The 12,972-nt window shown below is 63.7% G+C and carries 10 protein-coding genes; 3 read left to right on the top strand and 7 right to left on the bottom strand.

Going from position 1 to position 12,972, the window contains the following annotated elements; all coding sequences use genetic code 11:
• Positions 1-146 precede the first annotated feature (146 nt).
• Complete coding sequence (locus H537_RS46545; RefSeq protein ID WP_084151074.1) at positions 147-1,814, bottom strand: carboxylesterase/lipase family protein; 1,668 nt, start codon at positions 1,812-1,814, stop codon at positions 147-149.
• Positions 1,815-1,825: 11 nt separating this feature from the next.
• Positions 1,826-3,214 (bottom strand): MmgE/PrpD family protein, encoded by a 1,389-nt coding sequence (locus H537_RS0131175; RefSeq protein WP_211235114.1) that lies wholly within the window; start codon positions 3,212-3,214, stop codon positions 1,826-1,828.
• A gap of 113 nt (positions 3,215-3,327) precedes the next feature.
• Between H537_RS0131175 and H537_RS46540 the strand changes: the two genes are divergently transcribed.
• Positions 3,328-4,287: a tripartite tricarboxylate transporter substrate binding protein gene (locus H537_RS46540; protein WP_064736077.1), complete on the top strand. Its 960-nt coding sequence runs from the start codon at positions 3,328-3,330 to the stop codon at positions 4,285-4,287.
• A gap of 29 nt (positions 4,288-4,316) precedes the next feature.
• Here H537_RS46540 and H537_RS0131165 read toward each other — a convergent pair whose 3' ends face one another.
• From H537_RS0131165 to H537_RS0131150, 4 genes are all read right to left on the bottom strand, one after another.
• Positions 4,317-5,234, bottom strand: coding sequence for a LysR family transcriptional regulator (locus tag H537_RS0131165; protein ID WP_029001011.1), 918 nt, complete (start codon positions 5,232-5,234; stop codon positions 4,317-4,319).
• A 60-nt stretch (positions 5,235-5,294) separates the two neighbouring features.
• Positions 5,295-6,647 carry an MmgE/PrpD family protein gene (locus H537_RS46535; protein ID WP_043460805.1) on the bottom strand — a complete coding sequence of 451 codons (1,353 nt, stop codon included), beginning with the start codon at positions 6,645-6,647 and terminating at the stop codon, positions 5,295-5,297.
• A gap of 10 nt (positions 6,648-6,657) precedes the next feature.
• Positions 6,658-7,644, bottom strand: coding sequence for a Bug family tripartite tricarboxylate transporter substrate binding protein (locus H537_RS0131155; protein ID WP_169517124.1), 987 nt, complete (start codon positions 7,642-7,644; stop codon positions 6,658-6,660).
• 1,079 nt (positions 7,645-8,723) lie between these two features.
• Positions 8,724-9,680, bottom strand: a complete 957-nt coding sequence (locus H537_RS0131150; protein ID WP_029001009.1) for a Bug family tripartite tricarboxylate transporter substrate binding protein — start codon at positions 9,678-9,680, stop codon at positions 8,724-8,726.
• 283 nt (positions 9,681-9,963) lie between these two features.
• Here H537_RS0131150 and H537_RS0131145 point away from each other — a divergent pair, with 283 nt between their 5' ends.
• Positions 9,964-10,956: a Bug family tripartite tricarboxylate transporter substrate binding protein gene (locus tag H537_RS0131145; protein WP_029001008.1), complete on the top strand. Its 993-nt coding sequence runs from the start codon at positions 9,964-9,966 to the stop codon at positions 10,954-10,956.
• Between the two features lie 5 nt (positions 10,957-10,961).
• On the top strand, positions 10,962-11,930 hold the full coding sequence (locus H537_RS46530; protein ID WP_238446872.1) for an amidohydrolase family protein: 969 nt from the start codon (positions 10,962-10,964) through the stop codon (positions 11,928-11,930).
• A 48-nt stretch (positions 11,931-11,978) separates the two neighbouring features.
• Here H537_RS46530 and H537_RS0131135 read toward each other — a convergent pair whose 3' ends face one another.
• Complete coding sequence (locus H537_RS0131135) at positions 11,979-12,935, bottom strand: Bug family tripartite tricarboxylate transporter substrate binding protein (protein ID WP_029001007.1); 957 nt, start codon at positions 12,933-12,935, stop codon at positions 11,979-11,981.
• Between the last annotated feature and the right edge of the window lie 37 nt (positions 12,936-12,972).

Here is a 12,972-nt window from a genome sequence, read left to right as displayed (position 1 = left end):
CCGCCGGCTTGCCTACGGGCGCCATGGCTGTGCCGTCATGCCTGTGCAATGGCCTGCCACCGGGCCTGGCCGACTTGAGCCGGCGCTCCCCTGCCGGATTCCAAGCCCACCAACTGGTGTGGATCGGCCGATGCAAGGCCTTGCGTTCACTTGTAATCGGTGCCCGACTGTGTCGGTGTCGGGTAGGGACCCGAGAGGTTGCCGAACCCCTGTTCGGACCAGAAGCGGCAGTGGGCGCGTTCCTTCAGTCCGTTGTTGGCGCCGACCGAGCCCGCTTCGAACGTCATGACCATCTGTTTGTCGCCCGTATAGACGGGCCACGCTGGCAATCCTGGTACGTTCGGATCGCCATGGGCGGCAAAGCGGGTCCAATAGGCGATCATCGTGTCCGAGATGCGGCGCTGCGCCGATGTCAGCTCCTGCTGATGGAACAGGTACGACAGTTCCTTCGTATGGGCTGCTCCTGGTAGATCCCCAGGTACGTTGAAAATGGGCGACGGGTAGGGCGCGGTGCGGTCGGCGAACTCGTAGGCGTACAAAGCGACATGAGGCGCCGCCAATTGGTTGGCGAGATGGAAGTTGCACAACCCGACGCGGTTGTTGCTGACCGTCCCGGAATCGGTCAAGGCCGCGGCCAGTGCACGCAACGGGGACGGGTACTCGGTCAGCGGATAGCGTTCCCGGACGGCGGTCACGCGGGAGGCGCCGAGGTATTGGCGCAGCACGTCGGGGTACTGGTCGGCCGTCAGCGGCTTGCCGCTTGCATCGTGGCGTGCACTGAGGTGGTACATGCCTTCGTCACGGTTGGCACCCTGCATGAACGGAACACGTGCGAACTGGCCGGACGCGATGGCCTCGCGCATCGGCAGTGGCATTACACCGCCGCCCCACGCTGGCTGCGCAGCCGAGGCATCGAGCACCGAAGCGGCGCCTCGTTCGGTGTCCAGCACGGCGCTGGCGGGCAGGGCGCGCAGGCAGGGCATCGGATCCGCTTGCGCGCAGCCAAGTCGAGCCGCGATGTCGGCGCCGCGCCGTTCGGATGCCGTGAGCGAAGGGAAGAATTGCCACTGGCAGGGCCCGCTCTGGGAAATCGCACGGTGGAACAAGCCGCGCGCCGGAGGGGACGCGAGCAGCACGCAGACCGCCTGCGCACCGCCCGATTCGCCGAAAACGGTGACGTTCCCCGGATCTCCACCGAAGGCGGCGATGTTGTCACGTACCCAGCGCAATGCCTGGATTTGGTCCAGGGCTGCGTAGTTGCCCGAGCCCAGCGCGGGCTCTTCGGCCGTCAGGGCCTGATGCGCGAAAAACGCGAAGATATTGAGCCGGTAGTTGATTCCGACATACACGACTGGCGTTCCACGCGTCACCAGCCAGTCGGCGCGGTACTCATTGGCGGCGGATTCACGCTGTCCGCCGCCATGGATGAAGACCATCACCGGCAGTTTGTTCGACGGACGCTGATGCGGGGCCCACACGTTCAACGTCAGGCAATCCTCATTGTGGCTGGCCAGCCGTCCCGTTTGCGGGCAGGGGCTGCCAGGTGCCTTGGCATCGCGCACGCCGCTCCACGGCCGGGGCGGCCGTGGCGCCTTCCATCGCAAATCACCGACGGGCGGTGCCGCATATGGCACGCCCTGGAACAGGTCGACGGTACCGTCTTCGATCACCGTGCCGCGCAGCATTCCTGACGATGTTCCGACGGTGGCCACCGTGTCGCCGGCTGCGTGGGTCTCGCCGTCACGGGACACAGCACAGCCGGCTATGAGCAGTGCAAGCGTGCCGGCGACCAGTCGAGCCAGAAATCCGCGCATGGGCCGCTCCGTCAGATCGGCGACATGAACGCGTCGGCCAGTTCCCTGACGTCTTCCAGATGTTCAAGCCGGCGCGTGAGCGTGAGCATCCGGTCGACGTCGCAGTCGGGCAGACCGCCGCGCCATTTTTCATGCAACTCCTCCCACGTCACGCCGCCGCGCGACGAATGGCCGCGGGGCGCGTCCACCCGGTGCGAGTGGCGGGATCCGTTGCTCGTCGTGATCGTCACGTTGGCGCCTCGACCCTGTGGATTGTCGCGGTCGAGGCCTTCATCGACACCGACGACAGTATGCGCACGCAGCCGGGTGAAAGTCGTGTTGTTCAGTACGTCGGGGAACGGCAGCTGCCGAAGGTTCAGGCCGCCCAGGGCCAGCGAGGCGCACACCATGTCCTGCACGCAAATGTTGTGCATCTCCCGATTGTCAACCACGCGCATTGCCTTCGCCGGCATGCCGATGTGCACGGCGGCGATGGTCTCGAGCGCAATGCCGTGCCGGGCGACGACGGTCATCGCCGACTCAACGGCTGCATGAATCGGGTAGCCCGCGTTGATGAACTTGAAATTGGCGCCCCGGATGGCCCACTCACTGCCGAGCCCGCGGGTGACCGCCTCGGCACCAGCGGGGGCGCCCCAGGCGTCGAGCAGACCGTCGCGCATGCCCAGGACATCTTCCACACCCTCAAGGCCAGCTGCGGACATCGAGGCAGCACTCACGCCGGCGAGCGCAAACTGGCCGTTGCAGAAGGACTTGCTGATGTGCCGCTTCTCCGCGAACAGGGCGCCCAGGGCGTTGCACTGGAACGTGACAAGCGCCATGGCATGGGCATGCCGAACCGGCTCCAGCCCCATCAGCCGGCAGGCGGCGACGGTCGCACCGATTGAGTACAGGAAATCGGCGTACAGGTGGTGACGCTCGCGCACAGCGAACTTGCCGCCACAGGCCTCGACCATCCGGACGCCAACGTCGTAGGCAAGGACCAGCGCGTTGATCAGTTCGGCACCGGTTGACCGGTGACGCTCGGCCATCGCGACGACGGCATGCACGAGGGTGGCGCCGGGGTGGCCGCCGATGACGTGGGCGCCGTCGACCTCTTCGCCATGGCCGGCTGCGCCATTGGCCAACGCTGCATAGGGCGCCGGCACCCGTTGCCGCGTGCCAAGGACCAGGGCCTCCTGCGGACCGCCGAGACTGGCCGCGTAGCGGGCCGTGAGGCCACCAGCGAGGCTGCGACGTCCGAACTGCGCGCTCGCCATCTCGTCGAGGATCACTTTCTTCGCGAGTTCGACGACGTCATCCGGAATGCAGGCAATCGATGTTGATGCCGCGTAGTGCGTGAGCTGTTGGGTAGGCGTTGAAGTCATCTGCGCAGTGTTTGCGCTGCGCCGGGCGCTGTCCATGCGTGTTTCATGAAGACCGCCTCTCAATAATCGCGTTGGACGGTCCGCATTCCAGGTTCCTAAACTCAGCCGCAAAAGCACTCGGAGACATTGTGAAACGGCGTACCCTTCTCTTGGAATTTTCTGTCCTGACCACTGCGTTGTCACTCGGCGGGAACGCACAGGCCCAACAGCCGGCTTGGCCTGAGCGGCCGATCAAGCTGATCGTTCCTTACGCGCCTGGTGGCGGAACGGACCTGATTGCACGCACCATTGCCAACAAGCTGTCGAGCCGGCTGGGCCAGCCCATCATCATTGACAACCGGGGTGGTGCAGGCGGGGCGCTTGGCATCGAAGCTGGCATCAAGGCCGCGCCCGACGGCTACACGTTGTTGTTCACGACCAGTGCCTACGCAACGATCGTCGCCACCGGCAAGAAGCTTCCCTACGACCCGGTTCGCGACATCGCACCGATCGGCAGCATCGGGACGACGCCGTTGCTCGTTGCGGTGCCGAACTCGCTGCCGGTGAAGACCTTGGGCGAGCTGATTGACCTGGCGCGCACGAAGCCCAACGGCTTGACCTACGGCTCGGGCGGCGTCGGCGCGATGAGCCACCTCGGCATGGAGATGCTCGCGGCGGAGGCAAAGGTGCAGTTCACACACATTCCCTACAAGGGCATGGCGCCGGCATTCAATGACCTGATGGCCGGCCACCTGCAAGCCGGTCTCACCACGTTCGCAACGGCAAACACACTCGTCGAAAGCGGCAAGGTGCGCGGCCTGGCGGTGACAAGTGCGAGGCGGTCGCCGTTCGCGCCTCAGATCCCAACCACCGCCGAGGCGGGATTTCCTGGATTCCAGATTGATTTCTGGTGGGGACTTGTCGCGCCGGCGCGGGTGCCGTCCCAGATCGTCAAGCGTCTGAACGGTGAACTCAACGAAATCCTGGCGCAGCCGGAGATGCGAGATCTGCTAGCCCGCGAGGGCGGGGTGCCGGCGCCCAGCAGTACCGCCGAATTCGGCAAGCTGATTGCCGGCGACATCGCGCGCTGGACGCGGCTGGTCAAGGACCGCAATATCAAGACCGAGTAAGCGATGCCAGGCAACCGGTTGGCGCTGGTTCAACCTTGTTGAAGCGCGGCGGCCGGCGTGCACTCCGGCCAACCCTGCTTCACTGCGTCGACAAAGGCACAGATCAGCGGATCCCTGCCTCGGCTGGCGACATGCGCCGCGAACAACCCGAAATCCACCTCGGCGAGCGGCGAGAGCGTGAGCAGGCCGTCCTGCTCGCCTTCCAGCGCATGCTGCTCGTGCATCAGCATCATGCCGACACCAGCCTTGAGCAGCGACCGGCCGAGCGCAGCATTGTCGAAGCGCACGACGGTATTGAGCTCCAGGCCCCGGTCGCCGAAGAGCTCCCTCAGCATGCATGCATAGGCCAGACTGCTGTCAGCTGGCGTCAACCAGGGCATGGCCGCAAGCTCAGACCAGCCGGCGCTTTCGATACGGGACTTCCATGCCACGGGGCCGGCGATACGGAATTTCATCGTCGCGAGCTTGTAGTACGTGAAGCCAGGGTCAAGTGGCTGGCTCAGCATGATCCCGAAGTCGAGCTCGCCGGTCTTCAGGGCTTGGCGCGTGCCCGATGAGGGCCGTGCCCGCAGGTCCACGGTGATCAGCGGATGACTGGACCGCAGCGCGGCAACGACTTCCCCGATGCGGCTGGCCGAGGGCTCGCTGCTTGTCCCGACAACCAGGTTGCCTTCGAGCTTGCCTCTGACGACGCGGGCGAACGAGGTGAACTCCGCGGCTTCGTTGAGCAAGGTCTTGGCTTGACGCAGCACCATCTGGCCCGCCCGCGTCAACTCCAGGCTACGGTTGGTGCGGAGAAAGAGTTGCGTATCCAGGTTATCCTCCACCGAACGCACATGTGCGCTGGCGGCCGATTGACTGATATGTAGCCGCTCAGCAGCACGCGTGAGGTGCTGCTCCTCCGCTACAGCGACAAAGGTTCTTAGTTGAACGAGATCGATCAGCATGGCGGTCCCGGGATGGTTCAAGGCCGTTTTTGCAAAGGCCGTTGCTCAAGAAACTTGACGTCAGGGTCTGGCCGAAAATGTGTCAAGCCATTCGCAAACGTCCTCGGCGTCCTCCAGGCGCCGTGTATGCGAGGCGATGCGGTCGACGTCACGCTCCGGCATGCCCTCGCGCCACTTCGCGGAAAGATCGGACCAGCTCAAACCTCCCCGCCGGCTGTGGCCCTTCGGATAGTCGATTCGAGCCGACACCACTGCACCGTCCCGGGTCGTCATCGTCACGATCGCACCGCGGCCATCAGGCTGGTCGCGGTCAAGATCGGGGTGGCCTCGCAACTGGACGCGGGGGCGCAGTTGCTGGAACACCGGGTCGTTCAGCACGGCGGGAAAGGGCGATTCCCGCAGCGCAAGCCCGCCGCGGACCAAGGCTGCACTGAGCATGTCTTGCAGGCAGATGTTGTGCATGTCGCGGTTGTCCACCACCTTCATCGTCTGGGTCGGCATGCCGACGTCGATCGACTCGATCGCACTGGGCGCTATGCCGTGCTGCGCCACAAGGGTCAAAGCCGCCTCTACCGGCGCGTGGATGGGGTACCCGGCGTTCAACAGCTTGAAATTTGCGTCCATGATGCCGAAATGGCTTCCAAGACGATCCAGCAGGATCTCGCGACCGCCCTCGACACCCCAGGCATGCAGTACGCCGTAGGGGGCGCCGAGGATGTCTTCGTGACCCTCGAGGCCTGCTACCGCCATCAGTGCGGCACTGACGCCCGTGAATGCGAATTGACCGTTGCAAAACGACTTGCTGATGTGTCGCTTCTCGGCATAAAAGGCGCAAAGCGCGTTGGACTGGAACGTGGACAGCGCCAAGGCGTGGCCATGCGCGTTGGAGTCCAGCCGCATCAGGCGGCATGCTGCGGCCGTCGCCCCCAGCGTATACAGGAAATCGGAATTCAGGCCGAAGCGATTCTTGACGGAGAACAGGGTGCCGCAGGCCTTGACCACGCGTGTACCCACCTCATATCCGAGCACGACGGCATTGATGAGCTCGGCTCCAGAGCTGCGCTGGCGCTCCGCCATCGCGACTGCGGCATGCACGATCGAGGCGCCCGGATGGCCGCCCACGACATGTGCGCCGTCCACTTCTTCGCCGTGGCCAGCTGCACCGTTGGCGAGTGCCGCGTAGGGAGCTGCCACACGTTGCGCGCTGGCATGGATACGGGCTTCCGCAGCGCCGCCAAACTGGCCGGCGTACCGCGCACCCAAGTCGCCCGCAAGACTCCTGCGGCCGAAGCAGGCGCAGGCCACCTCATCAAAGATCACTTGCTTCGCGCGATCAACCACATCTGCGGGAAGGGCCTCTAGCGACGTCGATGCCGCATAACGAGTAAGCGCAAGGGTCGGGTTGTCAGTCATGCAAGCCTCCTCAATCCATCGTGACGTTGGCGGACTTGACAAGGGTGGCCAGTCCTGCCGACTCGCGGCGCAGAAATTCCGGCACCTTCTCGGCGGCCAAATAGAACGGATCGACTCCTTGCTTGTCGAGCGTTTCCTTGATCCTCGGTTGCGCGAGCATCTTTTTGATCTCCACGTTGAGGCGATCGATGACAGGTTGTGGTGTGCCTGCCGGTGCGAAGACTCCTTGCCAAGCCTGGTGATCGAACGCGGGAAGGCCTGCTTCGGCAAAAGTCGGCACTTGGGGCAGGGTGGAGACGCGGTGCGGGCCGGTGACAGCCAGCGGCTTTAGTTTGCCGGTTGCAACGTGCGTCCCGATGGCCAGTGGCGTCCACATCGAGAGCTCGACCTGGCCACCAATCGCATCGTTCAATGCCGGACCTGCGCCGCGGTAGGGAATGTGGATGATGCGGGTACCTGTGAGCATCTTGAACTTCTCGGTTCCAAGATGGGTGGCACCGCCGTTGCCTGAAGACGCGTAGCTCAGCTTGTCCGGTCGTGCCTTGGCGTAAGCAATGAATTCCTTCAACGTGTTGACGGGCAGTGAAGGGTGCACGGCCATCACAAAGGGATTCACTGTCAGCGTGGCAACTGGAGCGAAATCCTTGAACGGGTCGAAGCTCGCCTTCTTGAGCAACGGCACCGTGATGAACGCGTCGGTTGCCACCAACAGCGTATAGCCGTCGGGTGCCGAGTGGGCCACGGCATCGGCCGCGACGGCCGTATTCGCGCCCGGCCGGTTTTCAACAATCGTTGGCTGTCCCATGCTTTCGCGCAGCCATTCAGCGAAAAGGCGGGCGACTGTGTCGGTGCTGCCCCCTGGCGGTACACCAACCAGGATCTTGATGGGCTTGTTCGGATAGGGTGCCGGCTGCTGCTGCGCACCTGCCGCTGCCGCGATGGTGGTCATTGCCAGAGCGATCACCGCTTTACGTCGGGAAAGGGAGGAGTTGGGCAAGCTTGTCTCCATACGGGTGTTCATCCAAATCACGCTGTCGCGATGCAACCTGCTATGGTTAATAGTTCGCTTATGCGAATTCGCTTTCGTATATACGACTCAAATGTAGATGGACTAGCGGACCGTGTCATTCGGGTTTGTGCGCATGGCGACCAAGCGGGCGTCGGCCCGAAAGTTGTTCGCGTGCAGACGCCGTCGTGCGCACGCGCTCGTTCTCATGAGGAACCATGGCCCTGCACCGCCGACGTCTGGCGACAAAGCGGGATCACGAAGCGCTCGCCGCTCCTTCCAGTGGCGGTATCCCTGCGGCACGTGCCGCTTGTGAACACCCGTGCGGGCGTCAGTTCATCTGCGGCGTGTCACGTTCTGGCCCGGCGTCGGGGCGGGCAACGGCGGCTGCCGGCAGCGTTGACGCAGCCATAGCGCTGAGAAGGGGGTTGGCGGCTTGCGTCTGCGGCTGTAGCAGGCCTTCGCCGTATTCAGAACGTGAGCTGCAGAACCACGCTGCGGTGGAGTGCGGCCCCAGGTCGCATGAAGCCTGTGTTACATGCGCGGCACGAGCCCAAGCCATCCCAAGCGCTCTGAATGCGCAGAGGCGGGGTGCCGCGCATGGATTTCAGAGTGACTTGACTGCCGCGAAGGATCTTTGAGACCCAAGTTTGAACCTTCGGCTCCTTCCTGGGCTGGCGGCAAGACGTTGCTAAGGGAAGGGCCCGGCACTGACTTCGACACCTGCCTGCAGCGCCGCAGCACCAACGAGGCCGAGTACCCCTCGACCTCCTTGATGATCTCGAATAGAGCCAGATGAAGCGGCTGGCAACGAATAGGCGCATGGGGGTCTGCGCTTACGATCGAACCCAGGGTGCATGATCGGGCTGGTGAGCCCGTAACACGCCATGGTGTTGTTCGGGCCGACACGTCAAGTTCAGCCTTAGCTCAAAAAAGCAACAGCGGTGTCTTGACCGTGTACGTCGACTCGTGGGCCAGCCGCACATTCTCGTCCGGCGCAACCATTTGAGTACAGCGTGCGAGCTGTCGTAGCGCTGACCAGGGGATGCACGACCCGCTGCTTCGGATGTTCACTCGGGTTCGAGGTTGGCTTGCCGCGCGATGGTGATGAACTTTGTCACCTCGGCGGCAATGTGGTCCTGCAGTTGCGGCGGTGTCATTGCCATTGGCACCGTGCCGGCTTTGGCAAGGCTTTCGATCACATCCTTCTGTCGCAGGATTTGTGCTATCGCGTCGCTGATGCGACTCACCCCATCTTGCGACATGCCTGCCGGGCCCACGAGTGCGGACCAGGACGCGATGTCGTAACCAGGCAATGTCTCCGACACGGCTGGCCAGTCCGGCGTGAGCGGATGGCGTTTGAGAGGGCTTGTGGCAAGCGCGCGCAATTTCCCATCCCTGGCCAGAACCATGGCCGTGCCCATGTCAAGAAGGCCAAGATCCAGGGTGCCACCCATCAGGTCGGTCGTGTTGGTGGCCGTCGACTTGTACGGGATTTTCAGAAACTCGACACCGGCCATTTTCTCGAACGCGAGCAACTGCACCTGGACCAAAGTCGATCCATAGCCGGCGCGCAGCTGACCAGGGCGCGCTTTGGCGAGCGCAACGAGCTCGGAGAGCGACCGCGCTGCAACGCCAGGATGCACCATCCAGGCGTGATTACCGGAGTAGACGCCGGCAATCGGCGTGAGGTCACGCCGCGGGTCGTAGGACAGATTCTTCACCAGTGCCACGTTGATTCCAAGGAACGATACCGAACCCATCATCAGAGCGCTGCCATCGGCCGGTGAACGCATCAGGTCCTGCACCGCGATCAGCCCATTGGCCCCTGGCTTGTTGTCGACGATCACTGACTGGCCCAGCAGGGAGCTGAGCTTGGGAGCAACGATGCGTGCCACGGCGTCGCTCGGTGTTCCGGTGGACAGCGGCACGATGATCCGGATCGGCTTGCCAGTGCCAGACTGTGCGAAGGCCGTGCCTGCGACACAAGTCGAGCCGAGCATCTTGACGAACGTGCGACGTCGCATGCGAACAGTCTCCTGCTTGAAAGGGCGGGCCAAGCGCCGAGCGGGCACACACGGCCCAATTCGTCGATGTCCCGAGGTAACGCACTTGTTCGTATATAAGAACAATATGACGTATAAGCGTTAATACGTTAACGTGATGAGTGTGCCGCATCAATGAGGGTTGCTACCACATAGCGAGGTCGCGTCCGCTTGATTGCATCCAGAAAGCGAGAAGCCCGGCATCGAGAAATGGCGTTGGACGGCAATCGCAGCTGCTTTCTAGACTGCCTGCAGGAGACACAACATGCAGACCAGAAAATCCTCAACGTTGATAACGTTCATGCGATGGTTGCTGGCAATGACTTTGGCGGCGGCGTCCCATGTGGGCTGGACGCAGCCTCGTTACCCGTCCAAGCCGATCCAGGTCATCAGCACGGCCACGCCCGGCAGCCAGTCGGACACACTGCTGCGCTACCTGGGGGAGCAGGCGGCCAAGACCTTGGGGCAACCGGTGGTCGTCGTCAGCAGTGCCAGCGCGGCCGGTACCATCGGAGCCGACCAAGCCCGCCGCGCTCCACCAGACGGCTACACGCTGTTCATGGGTGGCAACACCACGATGGCCGCCAACGTGCACCTGGTAAAAAACCTCACGTACGACCCGTTGCGTGACTTTGAGCCGATCACGCTCGTCAGTGCCAACCCGCTCGTGCTGGTTGTCAGGGCAGACCTGCCAATCAAGACAGTTCCAGAGTTCATCGCGTACGCGAAAGCTCGCCCCGGCAAGCTCAACTATGGCGTCGGGAACTCCGGCAACAAGGTTGCTGTCGGGCTGTTGCAATCGATCACCGGTATCAGCGCGACGGAGATTCCCTTCAAGGGAGCGTCGCAAGCCATGCTGGAACTGGTAGCCGGTCGCGTCGACTTCATCATCAGCGATCCGCTGGTGGCAGATCAATTCATCAAGCAAGGCGCGATACGTGCACTGGCGGTCACCGCGCCGGTCCCCCTGCCGTCCATGCGCTCGCTGCCGACCATCGCCGATGCGGGCGTGCCGGGCTACCAGGAGATCACGACGTTTCTCGCGCTGTACGCCCCGCGCGGTACGCCCCAACCCGTCATCGATGTCCTCAACAGTGCCTTTGTCAAGGCTATCGCGAGCAAGGAGGGGCATGACCAGTTCGAGCGCCTGGGCTTGGCGCCGAGAACTTCGACGCCGCAGGCTCTCGCGGCGTTCACCAAGGATCAGATCAAGGCCTGGGCGCACCTGGTGAAGGTCTCGGGCCTGCAGCCGGAGTGAGCAACGTGGAGCCGATCGTCCTGCCGGACCTGCCCATTGTCGACAGCCACCATCACCTCTGGCTGCGCCCCGGAAGCCGCTACCTGCTGGACGAGTTCGCGGCGGATCTGGCCGGCGGCCACAACGTGACTGCCACGGTCTGCGTCGAGTCCGGCGCGATGTACCGGCGCAGCGGACCTTTGGCGATGCAGCCCGTGGGCGAGGCGGAATTCGTCGCCGGGATGGCGGCAATGAGCGCCAGCGGCCTGTTCGGGCCCACGGAGGTTGGCGCCGCCTTCGTCGGCGCAGCAGACCTGACGATCGGTCCGGCCGTTGACGAGGTGCTCGACGCACTGGCGCGGGCCAGCGGCGACAGACTGCGCGGCATCCGTGTCAACGTTGCGTGGGATGCCGACCCGAACATCAACCCCGGAGGACGACCCCACGCGCCGCCTGGCTTGCTGTCGGATGCGAACTTCCGTGCGGGCTTTGGTCGCCTGGCAGCACGTGGGCTGTCGTACGACGCTTGGCAGTACCACCCGCAACTGCCCGAACTGTGCAACCTGGCCGACGCGTTTCCCGGCGTTCCCATCATTGTCAACCACTGTGGCGGGCCGCTCGGTGTGGGTGCCTATGCGCGTCCGGACACGTTCGCGCGGTGGCAGGCGCTGGTGGTGGATGCCGCACGCCGTCCGAACATGGTGATGAAGCTTGGCGGCATCGCGCGGCAGCGATGCGGCTTTTCTTTCGAGGACCGACCGATCCCGCCCAGCGCGAGGGAGCTGGCGCAGGCTTGGCGGCCCTACATCGAAACCTGCATCGACGCGTTCGGACCTGCGCGATGCATGTTCGGCAGCAACTTCCCGCCCGACGGGGTAGCGGGCAGCTACGGCACGATCTGGAATGCCTTCAAGCTTGCCACCTTGGGATGTACCGACGCGGAGCGCAGCGAGCTCTTCTCTGGTACCGCGCGGCGCGTCTACCGGATCGTGTGATTCTGTGTGCTGACCGCAGCGTAGGCCGCCTCGCGGCGACCGACACCTTCATTCCGGTTGGATATTGGCCTCGCGCGTCAGCTTGATCCAGCGGGCCGTGTCCGACTCGATCAATGCCTTGAGCTCTTCGGGTGAAAGAATGAGAGGCAGCGTGGCCGCCTGGGCCAGCTTCTCGGTGACGTCTTTGTGCCTCAACGCTTGGTTCATTGCCGCATTGATGCGCTGCACCACCTCGCTCGACATGCCCGCCGGTCCAACCATGGCCGTCCAGGCCGAGAAGTCGAATCCCGGCAGCGTCTCGGAGATGGCGGGCAGATCCGGCGTCAACGGGTTGCGCTTGAGCGAGGTCACGGCCAATGCGCGCAGCTGACCGCCCTTCATTTGGGCCAGAGCGTTCCCCGGATCAAGAAGCGTGGCCTGCAGAGCACCACCGATGACGTCGGTGATCGTCTGTGATGTGCCCTTGTAGGGAATGGGCAGGAGTTCGATGCCGGCCATCCTATTCAACGTCGCGATCTGCGTCTGGACCAGCGTGGTGGCATGCGCGATGCTGACGCTGCCGGGCCGCTGCTTGACGTAGGCGATGAACTCGCCGAAGGTTTTGGCCGGAAAATCGGACCGGACCATCAGCACGTGGTTTGTCAATGCCATCCCGGCGATTGGCGTCACGTGGCGTCGGGGGTCGTACGGCAGGCCTTTGACCAGGGCGACGTTGATGGCCAGCGGCGACAGCGATCCCATGTAGAGCGTGTGGCCGTCCGGCGCTGACTTGATCACGTCCTGCATCGCGATGATGTCCTTGCCCCCCGGCTTGTTGTCTATGACGACTGGCTGGCCCAAGCTTGTGGCAAGGTGTGGTGCAACCAAGCGAGCCTGGAAATCGATGGCGCTCCCGGCGGGCAGGGAGAGCACGATCCGGATCGGGCGTCCGGGACTCTGAGCAAGCGCGCCTGCCGGCCAGGCGGCAGCAATGCCCAGCGATTGCAGAAAGTAGCGTCTGTCCATTGGTGTCTCCTGTTGCTCTGCTTTGGCGCCTGGCGGC

Source organism: Azohydromonas australica DSM 1124, from assembly GCF_000430725.1.
GTDB lineage: Bacteria > Pseudomonadota > Gammaproteobacteria > Burkholderiales > Burkholderiaceae_C > Azohydromonas > Azohydromonas australica.
This window is presented reverse-complemented; position numbering and strand designations above follow the sequence as displayed.